Here is a 20,602-nt window from a genome sequence, read left to right as displayed (position 1 = left end):
CAATTGGGATATGGGTTTTTATGAATTACTTCAGTCACATGATTGGGACAAAACTAAAGATGATATTTATTCGAAAAGTTCGAACGATGTTGTTCGGGCATTGGAAAGCGACCAGCTGACAGTTGACGATTTTAAAGCGCTGATTTCGCCGGCGGCCTCGCCTTACCTGGAAGAAATGGCACAGCAGAGCCGCATGAAAACCTTGCGTCGATTTGGGAGAACCATACAGATGTATGTGCCTCTTTACTTATCCAATGAGTGTACCAACTTCTGTATTTATTGTGGCTTTAATCATGAGAATTCTGTTAGTCGATTAACATTAAATTCTGTACAGATTTTGGAAGAAGTTGAGGCAATTAAAAAGCTCGGCTTTGAGCACCTTTTACTTGTAACCGGCGAACATCCGGTGAAAGCTGGATTTTTTTATCTCAAAGACACGATTCGTTTACTGAAAGAACACTTCAAATTGATTTCGATTGAGGTTGCTCCGATGGACACTGAGCAGTACAAAGAGTTGGTTGGTTTAGGATTGAACTCCGTTTACATCTATCAGGAAACCTTCCATGAGAAACGATATAATGTGTATCATCCCAAAGGTAAAAAGGCAAATTTCAGGTACCGTTTAGAAACCCCGGAACGACTTGGACAGGCTGGTGCCTACAAAACAGGCTTAGGTTGTTTGTTGGGACTGGAAGATTGGCGGGTTGATTCTTTTTTTACAGCTCTTCATCTTGATTATCTGCGCCGGAATTATTGGCGGACAAAATACTCTATCGCTTTTCCTCGGTTGCGACCACATGTGGGAAGCTTTCAACCCAACAGCATCATCAGCGATCGAGAATTGGTGCAATTGATATGCGCTTATCGCTTATTCGATGAAAACGTAGAACTATCTCTTTCAACCAGAGAAAGTGCAAAGTTTCGTGACCGGCTGGTTCATCTGGGAATTACTACAATGAGTGCCGGAAGTAGTACTGAACCAGGTGGTTATGCAAATAAAAACAGGTCGTTAGAGCAGTTTTCAATTAGTGATGCACGGAGCCCGGAGGAGGTGAAAAACCAAATTCAAGCTGCCGGATATGAGGCTGTTTGGAAAGATTGGGACAGCTATTTACAATAATCAAAAACTTTAATGAGATGCAGTTGAAAGATATTGAACGGGATCGTTACCAGCGACAAATGATGCTTCCCGGAATTGGCAAAGAAGGCCAACTGAAATTGAAAAAGGCAAAGGTGTTAATCGTTGGAGTGGGAGGACTGGGATCTCCTGTTGCTGCTTATTTGTGCGCTGCAGGTGTTGGCGTTTTGGGCCTTGTGGATGACGATGTTGTTGCAGAAAGTAATTTGCAACGGCAAATTCTTTATAACTCGAAAGTTGTTGGCAAGTTAAAAGTTCATCACGCTCAGGAAGTGTTACAAACATTAAACCCGGAAGTAGAAATTGACGTTTTTGAAGAGCGTATTTCAGCGCAAAATGCCGAAGCAATCTTTCAGAAATTCGATGTGATTGTTGATGCTACGGATAATTTCAGAAGTCGATATTTGATCAGTCAGTTTTGCCAACAATTCAATAAGCCTATGGTGCATGGATCAATAGAGGAATTCTCGGGCATGGTTTCGGTTTTTAATTACATGGGAGGGCCAGTGTATGAAGATTTATTTCCGGAGCCGCCTCAAAATACACCCATTGATGGTGAACCGAAAGGTGTGTTTGGTGCTTTGCCGGGTATCATTGGTAGCTTGCAGAGCATGGAAGTTTTGAAAATACTTGCAGGAGTAGGAGAATCCTTGTCGGGTAAGTTGTTGACCTACGACGCATTAGCCGGGCGGTTCAATACACTCAAGATGATTTAGCTCATTCATACTTGTCTGTTATTTAGATTTATTCTAAATTTGCAGCAGTTTACAGCAATGGGGTGCCTTAATAATTAAGGGCTGAGATCATACCCAATGAACCTGATCCGGTTAGTACCGGCGTAGGGAGGGCATAAGGAAAAATTCCTACCTCATTGGTTAATTTAGTTTTTAACCAGATTATCAAAAAGAAAATGAAAAGATTAGGATTAATACTGCTGATGCAGTGTTTTGCCGTGTATTCATTTGCAGAGTATTCACTTCGTGGAACTGTGTTGAGTGAGTCAGGAGAAGAATTGGTTGGAGCCAACCTGATGTTGTCGGGAAGCTACAAAGGGACTTCAACGAACGAGAATGGTGAGTACGAGTTCGAGAAACTTAAAGCTGGTACTTATACCTTGAAAGTGACCTACATTGGTTACGAACCCAAACGTATTTCGGTGGATGTGGATGGAGACACAGAGCAAGATATCCAGTTGGAGCCACGTCATATTATGGCTGAAGAAGTGTTGGTCTCGGCAACTCGTGCGGGAGATAAAACGCCTGTAGCGAAAACCACAGTCAATCAATCAACCATCGAAAGCCGAAATATGGGACAGGATATCCCTTATTTGCTGACCATGACGCCATCGTATGTGGCCACATCGGATGCTGGTGCTGGAGTCGGTTATACCAATTTTCGCATTCGAGGAACGGATTTGAACCGGATTAATGTCACCGTAAATGGTATTCCCATGAACGATGCCGAGTCGCATGGAACCTGGTTTGTTGATATTCCTGATTTAGCCGGATCGATCGAAAATATCCAGATACAGCGTGGGGTTGGAACTTCGACCAATGGTGCCGCGGCTTTTGGTGCCACGATTAATCTGCAAACATCAACGTTGAACAAAGATGCCTATGCCGAGTATCGGACTTCAGTTGGTTCGTTCAACACCTTTAAAAACTCGGTAAGTGCCGGAACAGGTTTATTAAATGACCATTTTACCTTTGATGTTCGTTTGTCGAAGGTCAATTCTGATGGTTTTATTGATCGGGCTTCAGCTGATCTGAAGTCATTTTTTACATCTGCCGGATATTATTCGGAGAATACGGTCATAAAAGTGAATGTCTTTTCGGGTTTTGAAGAGACCTACCAGGCGTGGTATGGCGTGCCTTCAGCAAAACTGAACAATGATGTTGCCGGATTGGAGCGTTACCGCGATCATTGGTTGTGGAACACACATTCGGCTCGGGCGAACGAAGAACAGTTTGATCACGTCATGAATTCGGATGCCAGAACCTATAATTTTTATACGTATGAAAATGAAGTAGATCATTATCAGCAAGATCACTATCAATTGCATTTTTCTCATCAGTTGAATGACTTCCTGAATATCAATGCGGCATTGCACTATACTTATGGTCGTGGCTATTACGAAAACTATGAATATGATGAAGATTTCACGGACTATCAGATGACAGTTCCTGAAGGAATTGAAGTGACAGACCTTGTTGCCCGAAAATGGTTGGATAATGATTTCTATGGGGCTACTTTTTCGTTGAATTACGAGAGAAATAAATCCGCATTCACTTTCGGTGGAGGTCATAGTACTTATGATGGTGACCATTTTGGGAATGTGATTTGGGCTCAGTACATGGGCGAAAATGAAAAGGATCATGAATGGTACCGGGGAACCGGATTGAAAAAAGACTTCAATGTGTTTGGGAAATACAGTTACCAACTAACAGAGGCTTTCAGCTTATTTGCCGATATGCAGTATCGCCATATTGATTACGATATTGATGGCATTGATGATGATTTGCGGGATTTGACACAGTCGCATCAGTACGATTTTTTCAATCCTAAATTTGGTGTTTTTTACCGGCCAAGCAATGCTCAGGAAGCTTATTTGAGCTATGCCGTAGCTCACCGCGAGCCAACCCGTAGTAATTTTGTCGATGCTGATCCGGCCGGAAAGCAACCGGTTTCTGAAACCCTGCGAGATCTGGAGGCTGGTTACACTTACAAAACATCAAGCTTTTTAGTTGGAGCTAATTTGTATTATATGAGTTACAAAGATCAGTTGATTCAAACCGGTGAAATTAACGATGTTGGTGCTCCAATCATGGTCAATGCGGATGATAGCTACCGTGCCGGAATTGAATTAACCGGAGGACTGAAAATTACCCGTAGTCTGAACTGGGATGGGAACCTGACTTTCAGCCAAAATAAAATAACCGATTTTACCGAGTATGTTGATAATTGGGATGCAGGAGGGCAAAAAGCCTTTAATTTAGGTGAAACCGATTTAGCATTTTCTCCAAATGTAATTGTCAATAGTCAATTGAAATTTAAACCAGCACCTGCCTTAAGCTTAAGTTTACTATCAAATTATGTTGGGGATCAGTATATTGATAATACATCGAACGAAGATCGTAAACTGGATGCTTGGTTTGTCAATAATTTGAAAATTGAACATACGATCAACTGCAAATTCTTTGATGAAGTTAAGTTGCATTTAATGGTCAATAATCTGTTTGATGTGGAATACGAAAGTAATGCCTGGGTTTATTCCTATATCTACGGTAACGAGCGCTACAAGATGGATGGATACTTTCCACAAGCCGGAACTCATTTCTTTGCCGGAATAGATTTCAAATTTTAGATCAATTGATAACCCTTGAAACTTTAGTTTTGAGGGTTATTTTTTTTCAATTTGATAAAGTTTGCTGTTTTCAGCATCAAAAAATAGAGGTGCAATCGTTACTTTCGGATATCGCCTGCGCAGTCTGCCGGCTTCTGCCAGCAGAAAGTCAACTGAGTTGCCAATCTCAAAAAAAGGCGATAGGTTTTCAAAGTGCATCTGGGCATTTTCGAGCTTCCATCCAGCATTTTTAGCCATCCCTGCAATAAACTCATCCTTTCTGGAATCCAGATGAACCATTTCACAATTGGTATGTCCAATCAGTGCGATATGCTGAATGTTTCCAACTCCAATCGCAAAGGAAACCTGAAATTCGTGATAAAAAAGATTGGCTCCTCCCGAACGAATAATGTAGGCAAAATTTTCCGGAATCCATAAGTTTTTTCGGTTGTCCATGCACATGCCAATCAGCATTTTAGGAGCTTCGTAGTTGGAAAATCGTTTGTTTAAATTATGGTATTCCAATAATAAGCCAATTGGTGTGTTTTGGTATTCGGGGAATATGTCTTTCTTCGAATTGATTTCAACTAGTTCTGCCATTTCATTCTTTCCAGTTCATTTGTAACAGCAACCAGTCGAGCTCCTAAAAAGTTCAAAAAAATGTCATCCGGAAAAGAATTATAGATTATTTACTCGAGAAAGTTTTTCTTTTTACTTTTGAAGAACGAAAGGAATACGATTATGGCAAAAGATTGGAAAGAGCGTCTGGGAGTAGTTTATTCAACCAACCCTGATTTTGGTTACGACAAAGAAGAACAGGAGAGTGAGGAAACGTTGCCGTCCCGGCAACAGGATTTGAGAGTCTGCCTGGACAAGAAAAATCGCAAAGGTAAGGCTGTAACATTAGTCACCGGATTTGTAGGCAATGATGACGATTTAAAAGATTTGGGTAAAATGCTGAAAACCAAGTGTGGGGTAGGAGGTTCGGCTAAAGAAGGGGAAATCCTTGTTCAAGGCGATTTACGTGATAAAGTCGTTCAGATTCTTCAAAAAGAAGGTTACAAAGTAAAGCGATCGGGAGGGTGATTACTTCTCTGGAATAGTTCAAATTATACGATTCATCTCGGTCATTCATTACCTTTTGAGAATTGATCTATTTTTACATCCATTTCACTTAGTGTTTTACCGCCTTTAATACCAAAGTCGAGCGTACGAATTGGGAAAGGAATGGTAACGTCATTCTCGTCGTAAGTTGATTTGATGTTCTTTATTCCATCACTAAGTGCTTTAAGATAATCTGTTTGCTTATAGAAATCTACCCAGTAGCGAACCACAAAGTTGATGGAGCTGTTTCCAAATTCAAGATAGTAGAGGTCAACGGGTTTGCCTTTTTTCAGATAGTCTATTTTTTGTATTGCTTCCAGAGTTAAATTTTCTACCGAGCTCAAATCTTCCCCGTAACTAACGCCCACATTTAAATCAATACGTCGCTCTTGATTAATTGTATAATGGGTGTATACATCTTCAAAAATTAATCGGTTCGGAACAACTACTTCCTGACCTTGCAGGGTAGTTATTTTAACAGCGCGCAACCCAATTGATTTAACGGTGCCGAACTGATCTCCAAATTCAATGATATCGCCTACGTTGATGGTGCTTTTCAGGGTAATATAAATACCTGACAGGAAATTTGAAATAGCGTCTTTAAAGGCAAAACCGACTGCCAGCCCCATTATTCCAACACCTGCAAGTAGAGAGGTGACAGTTTTTTCCAGTTCAAGGATGCCTAAGGCCACAAACAATCCCACTGTCATGATGATGATGCGGGCTAGTGATGAGATGAGCTTGTTAACTGCAATATTACGCGATACTTTAAAAAGCGTTTTGGAAAAGACAGCTACAACGATACGCGAAATGGCATAAAAGAGGACGATAACAACAATCGCGACAATGAAGTTGGGAAGCATTGCAATTGCCGTCTCAATCCAATTACCGATTTTCTCTGAAATGATATTGTACGCGTTTTCTATATAATTCATCTTCTTCGTATAAAACGGGCAGGAAATCTTTCCTGCCCGTGTCATTGTCTATCCTAGACTAACTAAACTCAATGAACAATCGAGATTGTCTTTACAATTATCTTACATCCTAGTCGTTCTTTAGCGATTCCTTTAAGTCGTTAAACTCATCTTTTATTTCATCACCGGCATCTTCTAATTCGTCACCAGCTTCGTCGGTCCAGTCTTTCAGTTTTTCATGAAGCGACTGACTCTTGTTCATAACATCGTTGTATGTCTCTTTCACCTCGTCAGTGACATCTTCGCCGCCTTCTTCAATTTTTTCGCCGAATTCTTCCATCGACTCATCAAACTCTTCAAGTCGTTGTTCAAGTTTATCACCAAAATCAGGATCGCTCGAATCCATGTCCTCTAAGTCTTGTTCGAGTTGATTGAGCTCCGCTTCTATCTTGTCTCCTAAATTGTCTTTTTTTGGCTGAGGTTGGCATGCAATAAAAATACTGCTAACGAATAATGCCATAACAAATGTAATTGTCAATTTTGTTTTCATACTTAATACTTTTTTGGGATTGAATAATTGTTGTCATTCTACCAATAGGGAAAATTGTGCCATAAGGTATAGCTTTGCTTTTTAGTGTGTTTGTAAAGTGTTGATAATGTGTATTTTGAGGTTTGTTTTTTATTCTGGATTCAGGTTTAGATCTATATTTGATATGTAGACTAATTTGCGCAAATTGTGGAGTTTTCCACCATTTTGAATTTTTTTAATCGCAATGTGAGAAGCTTTAATCAAATAATTTCAAGAGGCTCTGCTTCGGGGATTCATATTCTGATCCCTTATTTTCAGGAGAGATGTCAGTCTCTCGACTAACAAAGTGGGAAAATAAGGGAAATCCGATTTTTGGCTTTTTGGCAAAATAAAGCTGGCGTAATACTCCCTTGGCTCTGCCACAAGGATAGTCAGCTTTAAGAGTTTTTTTATTCGTTTAGGAGTTTGTATTCTCGGCAACCCATTTTTCAGCAAACGATTCCCATTCTTTGAATTGTTCTTCTTTCATCACTTTCACCATTTTTACTTGCCCGCCTTTTGCCTTTTGCTGCGCGTTCCAGTCGTGGAAACAGTCTGCAGGAACTGTTTTTACAATCACTCCTTTTAACGCTTTTGATCGTGCGACGCCATAGTTTTTGTTGGCTTGCTTTAGCTTTTGATCCAGTGTTTCTGCCAATTCTTTATTATTAATCTCATTGTCGCATGCCAGGTACCATACATGATGATATTCGTCGGCAATTTTCACCGCAGAAACGGTAAACTCTGAAATCTTCAGATTTAATTCATCCTCCAATTCAAGAATGGCATCATTCATTTTGTTGACCGAAAGTTGGGAACCCACTACATTTAGGAAAAACTTGGTTCGGCCTGTTATTTTAATTTCTGCCCGGTCGACATCGGTAAACTGAATGGTATCTCCAATCATATAGCGCCAAAGTCCCGACACCGTGCTGATGACCAATATGTAATCCACTCCTTCTTCCACTTCGGTCAGATTTAATGCTGGCGCGTTGCCTTTCAGAGTTCCGTCATTATTTAGGTATTCTTGTTTGAAAGGTACAAACTCATAGTAAATGCCATTGTCGATCAACAACTTCATAGCCCGTGTTTCGGGGCGCTGTTGAAATGCGATAAATCCTTCCGAAGCAAAGTAGGTGTCGATAATGGTTATCGGATGGGCTAGTAGTTCGTTAAAATTTTTTTCAAAAGGCTCAAAAGCAACACCTCCCGTTGTATAGACCTGTAGGTTGGGCCAGATGTCATGGATGTTGTCAACGCTGTGATATTCAATTACCTTTTTCAACATAAGCTCCAGCCACGATGGGATACCACTGATGGCTCCAATGTCCCAGTTTTTAGCCCTCTTGGAAATCTCAAGTACCCGTTCATCCCAGTCTTTAATTTTCGAAATTTCTTCACCGGGACGATAGAATCCTTTAAACCAAGGTGGTATGTTTCCAGCACTAATCCCACTAATTTCGCCCTCAAGGTATCCGTTATTTTCGTTGAGTTTGGTTGAACTACCCAGCATCAGGATTTCTTTTTCAAAAAAAGAAGCAGGTAAGTTGAAATTAGCGGTTGCGCCAACCTGTTTGATTCCAGCCATACGAATGGCGTTTAGCATTTCGTCGCTTACTGGAATCCGTTTGCTTTGCTTGCCGGTAGTTCCTGAACTTAGGGCAAAGTAAAGCGGTCTTCCGGGCCAGCTTACGTTTTCCTCTCCTTCGTACAGCCTGTGCCACCACTCCTGATGCATGCTGTTGTAGTCGAAAAACGGAATCTGAGAGGCAAATGCTTTGGGCAGATCCTGAGCCAGCAACAAGTCTGCAAACTGATAATGTTTACCAAAGCTGGTGTTGGCAGCTTTTATCAATAGTTCCCGAAGAACATGCTCCTGTTCTTTTTGGTATTCTGTTTTCGTAGTTAAAGCGTGTCCCAGTTCCACCGCTTTTTTGATGAGTGTACCTATGATTGCCATGTTTATCTATGATTTATATTTTCTGGATTATCAATTTGAACGCCAAAATAGAGCAATGGTTTAAATGTTTGATTTGTAGCATCACATCTTGTCATTAGTGAGGAATGTCTACCTCATGTTGTAGAAAACAATATGCAATAAAAGTCAGCCGGCTTTTACTTGCTACAATTAGCGCAATAAACCTTTAATCCTTAACAAAACCAGCTCATTGCCGACTTTTAAATAAGAGATTTGGTGGCTTGGCATAGTTTTATCATACATCTGTTACTATAAACATTTAATTATTAAAATTATGAAAATTGTAGGAACTGTATTATTAATTTTAGGAATTATAGGAGTTGTTGTTTTTGGAATCCAGGCATTTAATGACTCCGAAAGTTTTAACGTTTTAGGGGCAGAAGTTGCTGTAAGTAAAGCAAATTGGACTCCGTTGATTGTTAGTGCGCTGGTGTTGGTGGCGGGTATTGTATTGCCAATGACCAAGCGTAAAAGTGACTGATGATTCAACCTTTGGATCATTGGCTTTTACTTATGGGCAATAAAAACGAACCAATATGAAAAAACTTAACAAATTTTTGACGACAGTTCTGATTCTCTTCATTGCTGTCGTTTCTTTTTTTCTGATCGGCAATTATTTATTGTCTGCATATGTTCAGAATACACTTCAGGAAGCTCCCATTTCATCATTTCTAATAAAAGAGGTGGACGTGTCGGTTAATTTATTTAGAAGAGAAGTTACGCTCAGTAAGATTGAAGCGGCAGATTCAACCGGAAATGGAGAAATAGCTGCTACCGAACTGTCGGTGAGCGGAATTAGACTATGGCCATGGTTGACCCGAGATGAAATTGCAGCAGGTCGGGTGTTTATTTTAAACCCCGTGGCTCAACTTACGATGTCGAATGATCCGGATCATGTTTCAGGGAGTTGGTCGGAAATGCCTAAACAGAAGTTTGCGCTGGACGAGTTGGAAATTGTGGGTGGTGAGATCTCTTTTTTGAAAAATAGCGACGAACGGTTAGACACTGTTTTTGCAGGAACATTGGATTTTAATCTTTACAACATTAGTTCAAAATCTTCTGACGGACAGTTTGTATTCAAGCAAAACTCGTTTGAAGGCGTGCACCTCAAATTGAAAAATGGGCGATACAATTTGCCAAATCAGTTGTATGCACTCGAATGTCAATCGCTGGATTTTAACACGGATAAGCAGCGGCTGACTATTGACGAGCTGCATTTTTTGAGTCGATATTCGAAGTATGAAATAGGTAAGCAGCTCGGCGTTGAAACCGACTGGTTAGATCTGGTTATGGCTGGTTTTACAGTGAGTGAGCTTCAGTTTAGCAAGTTGCTGAGTGACTCTGCTCTGATCTTTAATGAAGTTCAGATTAATGAACTTTCCGTAGATGCATTTAAAGACAAACGACTTCCGTTTCCAAAGAAACCTGATACTAAATTGCCAATGAGAATGATTCAGGATTTGCCATTTCGAATGCATGGTGATTCAATTTCAATTGAGAAAGGGTCAGTTAAATATGCTGAGCGGGTTAAAGATTCGAAAGATGAAGGAGCTGTTACTTTTGATAGCCTCCGTGTAAAAATATATTGCTTGAGTACGATTGATCGTTTGATTGATCGGCAAACAGCAATGCACGCTGAGGCTCGGGTTATGAATCAAGGGAGGTTGAAAGCTGATTTTATATTTCCCAATGAGAAGTATCCGCATGTAAATCAGGCTAGGGGCACTTTAAGCTCTATGTCGATCAAGGCTTTCAACCCAGTGCTGACGCAAAATGCATCTGTATTTGTAGAGGGTGGTGATTTAAAGGAATTCGCCTTCAATTTTACGTATAATAACAATCAATCAAATGGTGATTTGATTTTTGAATATGATGATCTGAATGTTCATATATTGGATGCTGAAGATGAGTCCAACAAAAAAATTCAGTCGTTTATTACAAACTCGTTCTTGTTACATAAAAAGAACCTGAGAGAAGAAGAATCGTTTCGAGAAGGGACCATTTCCTTCGAACGAGACAAAAAAAAGTCGATTTTTAATTACTGGTGGAAATCGGTTTTAAGTGGAATAAAGAGTATCTCGATTTTATGATGCTGAGAATTTTGGGTAGGATTATTCACACATACCCCCAACATTTCTACAGACATATTCCCTGCTTTTTTTTGTTATGTTTTTGTAATAGAGCAGGTTAGTTGTTTTGGCACGAATTTTACTTTATCGTTAATCAATAAGGGTTACAAAACTATTTCTGTTTCTCAATAGATTGAAGATAGACGATCAGAATATATAAATTAAAATTTACCATTGTGAATAAATTAGAAATTAAAGGAAATTGGAACGTGTTAAAAGGCAAGTTTAAACAGCGCTATGCCGAATTAACAGAAGACGATCTGACTTATGTTGAGGGTAAAGAGGACGAGTTACTTGGGCGTCTTCAGGCTAAAACCGGAAAAACCAAGGATAAATTAATAGAAGAAATTAATAAATTAAAATAGCATGAGATCATTATTATATTTAATAGCTGTCATCTTGATTATTGGATGGGTTTTTGGTTTTTTTATCTATTCCCTCGGGGCATTAATACACGTATTACTGGTGTTGGCCCTGATTTCAATATTAGTCTCGATAATTCGGGGCAGATGACAGCACACACGTGAAGTAGAACAGAGTGTAAAGCTGAGTTGAGGTTTCAATCCGGCTTTTTTTGTGTTTTATTTCCAGCGACGACTTTCTGTTCAGAATGATTGTTGAGATTTGATCTTAAAAATTATCAGTAAAGATTAATCCCACTTATTCTTGTCTTTCAATTTGGAAGAAGATTAATTCCACTCAAGCTGGATAAATAGTGATGGATTAGTTTTCACTTTCAACAGTAGAAATTTCGAAAGGAGTTGCATACTTAACGGGCTTATTTTCGTGATTAAAGTAGCGTGAATATTGATGTGTTAGTTCTACTCCAAAATAGAATATTATCGAAACAAAATAGATCCACATCAAGATTACCACAAACGAACTGGCGGCCCCGTAAATTGCTCCAAGGTTGCTACTTCCTATAATTATTCCTATCAAAAACTTTCCGAGGGCGAACAAAATAGCAGTAAATGTGGCTCCAAACCAACTCGCACTCCAGTGAACGCTAAGGTCAGGTAAAAAGCGGTATATCAGTGCAAATATTGAGGCGATGATAGCTAATGATAGTACAATATTGATTACTTGTGCGAAGACAATGAAATCGGCACTAAAATGAGTTGATAGAAAGTCTTTCAAAAATGCGATGGAAGCATCGATGATGAGTGAAATGAGCAGTACCAGCCCAAGACTTAAAATAACGCCAAAAGAAAACAATCGGTCGATCGCTAATTTTAGAAGATTCTGTTTTAGGCTTGGTTTTACTTTTATTCGCCAAATAAAGTTGATTGAATTTTGCATGATAGCAAACAAGGTAGTTGCCGAAATAAGGAAAAATCCAATTCCAATAATTGCTCCGATTCCACTGTTTTCTGTGATTTGGTAGTTATCGATAGCCGTTTTTAAAACTTGCGTACTTTCCTCGCCAATAAGTTTGTCGACTTCGTTAAATAGCTTGGTGCTCATGGTTGCATCACCGGTGAAGAAACCAAATACCGAAATAATAATAACCAACATTGGGGCTAACGAAAAAATAGCAAAATAGGCTGTTGTAGCAGCCATATTTACCGGGTTGTTGGCTCCAAAATTCAGTAAGCTTCGTTTAAATATTTTAAAGGTATTTCTACCCCTTTTCTTGAGATTCTTCTTTTCCATATCAAGTGTGTTTTTTCTTTATTCTTTTCCAAATTCGCTTGAGTGATACTTCGTATTTCGATGTGCCGCGGTCACTGATTAGGTAGGCAAAAGGTTCGAGTTGGTCGATATTACGCATAATGATTTTCAGTATGGCTAGGCACGGAACCGCGATTAACATTCCGGCAACTCCCCAAATCAAATTAGCCGTTAACAAACTGATAATAATTGCTAAGGGATTGATTTTGATGTTTGAACCAACGATATTGGGAGTGATTAAGTTGTTCTCGAGAAACTGAATGACGGCGAATAGAGCAAATATCTTTATCATAGGCTCCAGCGGCTCCTGCATGGTAAATAGCGCAAATAAAATTGGGATTAGGCCGCCAATAAAAGTTCCAATGTAAGGAATCAGGTTCAAAACAGCAGCTATTACTCCGAAAACCATCGCATGAGGAATGCCAATAATCAACAACCCCGTGGAATTTAAAATGGCCAATATCAGAACTACAATCAGTAAACCCCCCATGTATTGTGTGGTTACTGTAGATACTTCACGCAGGATATTCAGTGCTTTTTGTTTGTTTTTGCGCCCTACAAGTCTGAAAATAAAATAGGCTGTTTTGGTACGATAAAACAACAAAAAGAAAATGTAAACAGGAAGTAGTCCGAGTTGAAAAAGAGTAGTCGTTGTTGCCGTAAAAACGCTTCCTGCCATCGATTGCCAAGATGAAAAGAAACTGTCAGTAATTTTTCCCAAATAAAGATCCATGGTACTTGTATCAACTCCCAACTGGAGCTCCATGAAATCCTGAAACATATCAGCCTTGCCATTCACTTGACGTTTTAAATCTGCCAGATTGATATTGGTATTGGATATTTCCAGTGATAGGAACAATGCAGCTCCGCCGAGGATTGTTAGTGCAAGAATAATGACAAGTAAAATGGCTATAATTCGGTGCACTCCGCGCCGCTCCATAGCTTCGGTAAGTGGATACAGTAGGTAGGTGAAAAAAACGCTTACTGCAAACGGAATCAAGATATCTTGTGCCAACAAGAGAGTCAATATGAAAATGGAAATGACAAATAAGGTTAAGGATAAAGACGTAAGCGATAGTTTTTTCATATTGCTATAATTATTTGATCTTTTTTTATTTCTTCAGAAAAGACGAATTATTTTTAAAAAACCAACATGGATATTGCATTGTTCGTTTTTATGCTGTTTACTTTTATAGAAAGAATTATGCCAATCGTCTCCAACTATAGAATTCAGCTTCTTAGTGCCGTGTAATATTGCAATTCGGCTTGAATGGACACATTAGTGGGGAAATGTGTGGATAATTGTCCCCGAAATTTGAGTGAGGGTGGTTGGTTGTTAGCAGATTGGTTAACTGGTATAATATTCGCAACCTTCAGCTTATCTGTATTGTTAAGGAACAGATGATGTAGTGCGCATAATTTAAAGTCGGATATTTAGTTAAATTTGATAAAGGAAACGACATCATATGACAAAATCATTTGGGGGACTGTTATTTTTTTTGTGGCTTTTCTTATGGGGGAATTCTAATCTGTTGGCTCAGGAAAACTACGAGGTCAGAAATATTTCCTTCCATGGAAATAAAACACTGGACGAAGATTTTTTGCTCGAACGAATGGCCTTGAAAGAAGTATCGTACATCGAAAAGCTAATTACCAATGAAGTGCCCTTTTTATATAATCAGCGGTTGGTTGATCTGGATATTGAGCGATTGAAGCGAATTTATCAGAGTGAAGGTTTTTTGCATGCGGAGGTTTCGTTGAACCCTCTTCAAATTGATGAAAAAAAGAAAACCGTTAAACTGCGCATAGCCATTACGGAAGGAGAACCGATTACCGTCGACAGTGTTGCAATAAAGCCCACTGATGCTGTAAGCGGAATCGATTTGGACTCCCTTCAAAATAAGGCATTCAGGGATATGCAATTAACAAAAGGAACTCGTTTTCGCGATGCTGCACTCATCGAAGACGTTCAGGTCGTTGAAAATGCATTCCGAAATCTGGGCTATGCTTATGTTGAGGTGAACTACGATCTGAACATCAACTTAGATGAGCTGAAAACGCCAATCTTTTACGAGGTAGATCCGGGGCCAATTTGCCAATTCGGTGAAACGTCAATCGAAGGAAATAAGCATGTCTCAACGAGGTTTATTCGTAAACAACAAATGTTTTCAGAGGGCGAGCTTTACAACAAATCAATGCTCAGCGAAATCCGGGAGAATTTGTACCGTTTGCAGCTTTTTCGGATTGTTTCTGTTTTACCACAAAAAGATAAAAAAACGCTTAAAGACCCAATTCCTATTCAACTTTATGTAGAGGAAGCCCCTCGGCTAGATGCCCGTTTTGGAGTTGGATATGGTACCGAAGATAAGTTTCGTACATACTTAGATTTGAATTATCGTGGATTCTTGGGTGGGGCTCGTCGAATCAATTTGTATTTAAAACATTCAGCTTTAATGCCCTATCATGCGAGTTTAAAATGGATTCAGCCCCAGTTTTTAAGCAAGAAAAGTTCAATATCGCTCAATCCGTTTATCACCCGAAGCTCGGAGCCGGGATATGAAACCCGCACTTATGGTATTAATGTTCCCATAAATTACAGGTTTAATAGCTGGCTAAACAGCACCCTGACCTATTATCTGGAAGATGTTGAGCAACGGGTTGAGCAGGGAGATAGCGAACCGCCCGGTGCCGAAGACTTCAAGTTTCCGTATGATAAATCGGGGGTGTTGCTGTCAACGGTTTTCAATAACTCAAACCCACAGTTTTCGCCCGTAGAAGGGGTTAATCTTTCAGTAGGTTTTAAAGTGAATGGGCATTTGTTTGGGAGCAATTTTAGTTATACCCGTCTCTGGGGAGATATCAGGCACTACCAGGAAATTGGCGACTGGGTGCTGGCAACACGCATTATGGCCGGCGGAATTAGTTCGGCTGATACCAGTGGGTTTATTCCGGTTGAGGATCGGTTTTATTCCGGGGGTAGCAACTCTGTTCGCGGGTGGAGTCGGTCGGATCTTGGACCCAAGCGCGACAGCGGCACACCACTAGGGGGTAAAAGTATTTTGGAAGCCAATCTGGAGTTACGTTATCCGCTGTTTTGGCGGGTGAGTGGTGTGGCTTTTGTTGAAGGGGGGAATATCTGGAGCGACTCGTATCGTTACCAACTAAACGATTTGGCTTATGCTGCCGGCGGTGGTTTGCGAATTGACACGCCTATTGGTCCAATCCGGCTGGATGTTGGGGTGCCGGTTTGGAATGAAAAGAAAAGCCCTCAGTTTTTTATTAGTGTAGGACAAGCATTTTAAGCGAACATGAGAAAAGGATTGAAATATAGCTTGCGTATTGTGGGTGGTTTGATTGGATTTCTATTGCTAACCTTGTTATTGGCTGGCTTGCTGATTCAAACACAGCCGGTGCAGGATCGTATTGCACGTTTTGCTGAGAAGCAAGCCGCTTCTGCCTTAAATGGGGAACTGTCGATCGGACGGTTGGACGGCAACTTTTTTACGAGCCTGAAACTGTCCGATGTGCTCCTTCGTCTGGAGCAGGACACGCTGGCAAGCATCGACGAATTGGAGTTGAGATACAGGTTGTGGCCTTTGCTGAAAAACAAGTTGGTGGTGACTTCGGCAAGCATTGTCCACCCATTTGTTCACCTGAAACAACAGGCCGATTCCACCTGGAATTTTGAAAAGCTGGTGCCGGCTTCGGAGTCGGATACTACATCAACTTCAAGTAACTTTAAAATTGATGTCGCACTGTTTCACCTGACTGACGGGAACATCCGTATCAATGCGCTCGATACCATTATTCCGCAGCAAATAACGAATTTGAATACCGAGTTAAGTTTGTCGTATGCACCAGAAAAGCAAGTGCTGGAATTATCTGGTTTTTCGTTTGAAACTTTTCAGCCTGATTTTTCATTGCAGCAATTGACTTTTCTGTTACGGCGAAATCAGGATGCTGTGCAGTTGACCGATTTTCAGCTGAAAACAGCACAAAATCAATTGAAAGGAAAAGCTGAGTTTGATGATCAGCCGGATCGTTCGGGAAGTGCTGACTTGTTGAGTGATTCGCTCAAGGTAAACGAGTTTGAATTTTTTCTGTCGGGATTTAAATTACCGGCTTCTCCGGTTTTAGAAATTGATGGTTCACTGGATGGTGAGTCTGCTTCGGGAGTGATTAATCTAACAGATGGTAAGCAGCGAATCCGCTTGAAGTTGTCGTCGGCCAATTTGGCACGCTTCGTTTTTGAGCCTTCGGCGGCTCCGCTTCAATATCAACTTGATGCAAGGCTCGAAAACATTGATTTACGGCATTGGCTGGGCGATCCCGAAATGAATTATCAGATCAATGGTCAGCTGTCGGTCAATGGGGAGGGAACCGATCCGAAGTCGGCCAACGTTCGAATGAAAGGAGATTTTAACGATTTCAAAATTCAAGATCAGACTGTAAAGGTATTAAGCTTGGACTTAGCGCTGGAAGCCGGTTCTCTGGATGCTGTTGTGCAGGGACAAGGTGCTTTTGGCTCGTTCGAGTTGAAGCCGTACATCCGCAATTTGCAAACCAATCCGGCCTATAAACTTAAGCTAAATACGAGCCATCTAAATTTGGCTGAACTGACCGGGCAAGACAGTCTTCGCTCAGATATTAACCTGACAGCCCAGGCTGAAGGGCAGGGGTTTGACCCCAAAACCTTGCAGGCAAAGGCTCAGCTGTATTTGTCGTCCTCATCACTGATGGGTATTCAGGCAGATACACTGATAGCCCATGTACAGTATCAGCACGAAAACGTATTGATCGATTCCATGCTGCTCAATACAAAGAGCTTGCACTTGCAAGCCGATGGAAATTACAGTTTGCATGCCAATTCCGATATCAATCTTACAGTTTCACTTGATCATCTTGATGAGTTTAAAGCGTTCATTCCAATTGATGATATTAAAACAAGTGGAGAGTTTCAGGCTCACCTTTGGGGAACAACGGATTCGTTGCATTTGGAGTCGACCATCGACTTGGGCAAGACAGCTTTGCAGGATATGACCATTCAGCAACTGCTGGTAAAGGCCGAAGGGTTAGTTACACCACAAGATACCATCATTGATGCCCGACTTAGTGCCTATGAGTTTGTGGGGGCAGGAATGGCGCTGGATTCACTGGCCTTTGATGTACATGCCCGTCCTGATTCGGTATTTGTGGATGGACAAATCGCCAATGCCGACTTGCAAACCCAATTGCAGGCCGGCATCCGATTGGGTGATCTTCTTCGAGTGAGTCTTTCGCAGTGGTCACTGGATTATAAAAATCAGCATTTCGAATTGCAAGATGCACCAGCGATTGTTGAAATTGACTCGATGAGCTACCGTATTGACAATTTTAAGTTGGCCGACAACACAAGCGATTCTTCTCAGTATATTATGGCTCAGGGAATCATTAACCGTAGTGGAAACGAAGATTTTAAGTTGAACGTTGCACGGGTTAACTTGAACCAGTTTTTGAAAATGATCGGACAGGATTTGAAAGCTGAAGGCCTGTTCAATTTAAATTTGCAACTGTCGGGTACCTCGGACAATCCTCAGTTAAAAGCTGATTTTGACTTGCAGCAGGCTACGATGAACGATTACGCGTTTGCCGAATTTGGCGGCACTGCAAACTATTCGGGCTCAGAAATGGATATGACTGCGCGCCTCGTGCCACAAGACAGTGGAATGATTGAACTGTCCGGTATCATTCCCTTTCAGTTGATCATGGATAGCCTGATCGTAAATTTCAATCCGAAAGACTCGATTGATGCCCGACTGGTGGTTGACCGTTTCCCTCTGGCTGTGCTACAAACCGTAGATGTGCCCGATGGAATTTCCGGATATTTGCAGGGGGCTGTAGATGTAAAAGGAACGGTAGAATCTCCTGACCCTTCAGGTAACATCCGACTGGGAAATGCCTCTCTGCGTGTGCCAGAGTATGGAATTGATTATCGTGAAATTCATATGAAACTGAATTTTTTGCGTGACCAAATGAAATTGGATACGCTTCTGATAATAACAAAGGATGGCCGAATGACCGGGAACGGGGAAGTGAGATTCAACTCCGACTTCTATAAAGGCAATGTTAGTGGCTCGAAAATCACTATTGATTTTGATCAGTTCAATCCGCTTAGTCATAAGCAACTGAACATGCAGGTATCGGGCGATGCAAACCTGGGCGGCATGAAAGACAGTGTTCAGTTTGGTGGACATCTGACTATTCCGCAAGGAGAGGTTTACTTGCCGGCTCTTTTTAATATGATGGGGCGTATGAGCGCTCCCGAGATGCCAAAACCCATTTTGCTGCGTGAGCTGGAGACGCTTGAAAACACCACCATCGATACACTGTCCATTTCGATGCTGGATTCTACCCGCCGGGATACCGCGGGGTTTGACTATTTTGACAAGCTTACCGGCGAATTGCAGATTACCATTCCGAAAAATACCTGGATTAAAAATGAGGATATGCATATTGAGATTTCGGGTGACCTGGAATTTATCAAGCACAAAGACTTTTTCGAGTTGTTTGGAAGCGTTGAGGTGGTGCGCGGGCAGTACGATTTGTTTGGCCGCACCTTTATGATTGAAACCGGAACAATTTCGTTTCAGGGAGGGGAGGAGTTGACTCCCCGGATGGATATTACGGCCAACTATAATTTTCGGAATGCTCAGCGGATGTTACAAAAGTTAGCCGTAAAGATAGCCGGAACGCCCGACGATCCGACAGTGAATTTCACCTTGGATGGAAGCAACGTGAGCGAGGGAGATGCGCTTTCGTATATTTTGTTTGGGAAGAGCATGAATGAACTGAGCATGGATCAGCAGGAGAATGTGAGTGGAGCCGGCGATATTGCCGGGAAGGCAGCAGCTTCTATTTTGTCGTCGCAGTTAACCAGCTTTTTGGGCGACAAACTTGATGTTGATTATATTGAAGTAAAAGGTGGTGGCAATTTCGATAATGCTACGGTAACAGTAGGCAAATACATTACCAACGACCTGTTTGTAAGCTATGAGCAGCGCTTTGGCGAAACCGACGAAAAAGACATAGCCAAATACGAAGTGAAACTGGAATACGAGCTTTTTAAATTCCTGTTCTTTCAACTCAATAATTCATCGAGGGATAGTGGTTTCGATCTGATTTTTAAGTTTGATGCAGAGTAGCATGCATATTACTGCTTTTGTATGGATATTGATCAGGATATCGTGAATGCATTGGCGCTATAACCGATCTTTTTACCGAACCTTTTTCAGGATTTGTTTGCGAATTACTCAATACGATTTGCTGTTTTTCTTTGAAAGGGTTATCCCGTAATAGCCAAGGGTGAAAATAGAGTCACATTTATGCCAGATATTTGAAGTAGGCAATAAAGCATTGCAAGCGAAATTTTTATTGATTTACAAGCGGGCGGGTATAGCAACCTTACTTTTTTGAGTGATTTAACCTATCTGATCTTTACTAAGAAGAGATTTGGACATTGTATTAATAATCAGCTTTTCATATTGCTATTGAGTAAAATGAAATCTTCATTTTACTTATTTTGAAAAAAAAAACATTATTTTCAGATAAAATGTTTTGTAAAATTAACTAGTTTAGTAAGCAAATGTCGACTTATTAGCTCGAATGTTTGCGTAATAAATATTGATGAGGTGTATAACCTTTTAAAATTGACCATAGGTATGATCAATAGAATGTGCTTATATTGATATTATCCCCGGTGTTAGGAATGATTCAACTTT

At 40.7% G+C, this 20,602-nt stretch carries 16 protein-coding genes and 1 riboswitch; of the genes, 10 read left to right on the top strand and 6 right to left on the bottom strand.

The window, feature by feature from the left end:
- Positions 1-10: 10 nt before the first annotated feature.
- The 3 genes from thiH (at position 11) to GR929_RS14245 (ending at position 4,502) form a co-directional block, all read left to right on the top strand.
- A complete protein-coding gene (gene thiH, locus GR929_RS14255) occupies positions 11-1,120 on the top strand; it encodes a 2-iminoacetate synthase ThiH (RefSeq protein WP_159520918.1) in 1,110 nt (369 codons plus the stop codon).
- A 17-nt stretch (positions 1,121-1,137) separates the two neighbouring features.
- Positions 1,138-1,854 (top strand): HesA/MoeB/ThiF family protein, encoded by a 717-nt coding sequence (locus GR929_RS14250; RefSeq protein WP_159520916.1) that lies wholly within the window; start codon positions 1,138-1,140, stop codon positions 1,852-1,854.
- A gap of 48 nt (positions 1,855-1,902) precedes the next feature.
- Positions 1,903-2,000, top strand: a riboswitch (TPP riboswitch).
- A gap of 48 nt (positions 2,001-2,048) precedes the next feature.
- Positions 2,049-4,502, top strand: a complete 2,454-nt coding sequence (locus GR929_RS14245) for a TonB-dependent receptor (RefSeq protein WP_159520914.1) — start codon at positions 2,049-2,051, stop codon at positions 4,500-4,502.
- Between the two features lie 36 nt (positions 4,503-4,538).
- Here the strand turns inward: GR929_RS14245 and GR929_RS14240 are convergent, their stop codons facing one another.
- A complete protein-coding gene (locus GR929_RS14240) occupies positions 4,539-5,081 on the bottom strand; it encodes a carbonic anhydrase (protein ID WP_159520912.1) in 543 nt (180 codons plus the stop codon).
- A gap of 141 nt (positions 5,082-5,222) precedes the next feature.
- Here GR929_RS14240 and GR929_RS14235 point away from each other — a divergent pair, with 141 nt between their 5' ends.
- On the top strand, positions 5,223-5,567 hold the full coding sequence (locus GR929_RS14235) for a translation initiation factor (protein ID WP_159520910.1): 345 nt from the start codon (positions 5,223-5,225) through the stop codon (positions 5,565-5,567).
- A 41-nt stretch (positions 5,568-5,608) separates the two neighbouring features.
- On the opposite strand, the gene GR929_RS14230 is transcribed toward GR929_RS14235, so the two are convergent.
- The 3 genes from GR929_RS14230 to GR929_RS14220 form a co-directional block, all read right to left on the bottom strand.
- Positions 5,609-6,520: a mechanosensitive ion channel family protein gene (locus GR929_RS14230; RefSeq protein ID WP_159520908.1), complete on the bottom strand. Its 912-nt coding sequence runs from the start codon at positions 6,518-6,520 to the stop codon at positions 5,609-5,611.
- A 109-nt stretch (positions 6,521-6,629) separates the two neighbouring features.
- The gene (locus GR929_RS14225; protein WP_159520906.1) at positions 6,630-7,049 is read right to left on the bottom strand and encodes a hypothetical protein; all 420 of its coding nucleotides are present in this window, start codon (positions 7,047-7,049) and stop codon (positions 6,630-6,632) included.
- 436 nt (positions 7,050-7,485) lie between these two features.
- Positions 7,486-9,027, bottom strand: a complete 1,542-nt coding sequence (locus GR929_RS14220) for a GH3 family domain-containing protein (protein WP_159520904.1) — start codon at positions 9,025-9,027, stop codon at positions 7,486-7,488.
- Between the two features lie 292 nt (positions 9,028-9,319).
- Here GR929_RS14220 and GR929_RS14215 point away from each other — a divergent pair, with 292 nt between their 5' ends.
- The 4 genes from GR929_RS14215 (at position 9,320) to GR929_RS14200 (ending at position 11,687) form a co-directional block, all read left to right on the top strand.
- The gene (locus GR929_RS14215; protein ID WP_159520902.1) at positions 9,320-9,526 is read left to right on the top strand and encodes a hypothetical protein; all 207 of its coding nucleotides are present in this window, start codon (positions 9,320-9,322) and stop codon (positions 9,524-9,526) included.
- Positions 9,527-9,581: 55 nt separating this feature from the next.
- A complete protein-coding gene (locus GR929_RS14210; protein ID WP_159520900.1) occupies positions 9,582-11,135 on the top strand; it encodes an AsmA family protein in 1,554 nt (517 codons plus the stop codon).
- A gap of 215 nt (positions 11,136-11,350) precedes the next feature.
- Positions 11,351-11,539 carry a CsbD family protein gene (locus GR929_RS14205; RefSeq protein ID WP_159520898.1) on the top strand — a complete coding sequence of 63 codons (189 nt, stop codon included), beginning with the start codon at positions 11,351-11,353 and terminating at the stop codon, positions 11,537-11,539.
- Position 11,540: 1 nt separating this feature from the next.
- Positions 11,541-11,687 carry a lmo0937 family membrane protein gene (locus GR929_RS14200; RefSeq protein ID WP_159520896.1) on the top strand — a complete coding sequence of 49 codons (147 nt, stop codon included), beginning with the start codon at positions 11,541-11,543 and terminating at the stop codon, positions 11,685-11,687.
- A gap of 210 nt (positions 11,688-11,897) precedes the next feature.
- Here the strand turns inward: GR929_RS14200 and GR929_RS14195 are convergent, their stop codons facing one another.
- Together GR929_RS14195 and GR929_RS14190 are read right to left on the bottom strand one after the other, a co-directional pair.
- The gene (locus GR929_RS14195; RefSeq protein ID WP_159520894.1) at positions 11,898-12,827 is read right to left on the bottom strand and encodes a YihY/virulence factor BrkB family protein; all 930 of its coding nucleotides are present in this window, start codon (positions 12,825-12,827) and stop codon (positions 11,898-11,900) included.
- A gap of 1 nt (position 12,828) precedes the next feature.
- Positions 12,829-13,932: an AI-2E family transporter gene (locus tag GR929_RS14190; protein ID WP_159520892.1), complete on the bottom strand. Its 1,104-nt coding sequence runs from the start codon at positions 13,930-13,932 to the stop codon at positions 12,829-12,831.
- Between the two features lie 379 nt (positions 13,933-14,311).
- Here GR929_RS14190 and GR929_RS14185 point away from each other — a divergent pair, with 379 nt between their 5' ends.
- Positions 14,312-16,147: a BamA/OMP85 family outer membrane protein gene (locus GR929_RS14185; RefSeq protein WP_159520890.1), complete on the top strand. Its 1,836-nt coding sequence runs from the start codon at positions 14,312-14,314 to the stop codon at positions 16,145-16,147.
- Between the two features lie 6 nt (positions 16,148-16,153).
- A complete protein-coding gene (locus GR929_RS14180) occupies positions 16,154-20,026 on the top strand; it encodes a translocation/assembly module TamB (protein ID WP_159520888.1) in 3,873 nt (1,290 codons plus the stop codon).
- The last annotated feature ends 576 nt before the right edge of the window (positions 20,027-20,602 follow it).

This window comes from Sunxiuqinia indica (assembly GCF_009847015.1).
Classification (GTDB): domain Bacteria; phylum Bacteroidota; class Bacteroidia; order Bacteroidales; family Prolixibacteraceae; genus Sunxiuqinia; species Sunxiuqinia indica.
This window is presented reverse-complemented; position numbering and strand designations above follow the sequence as displayed.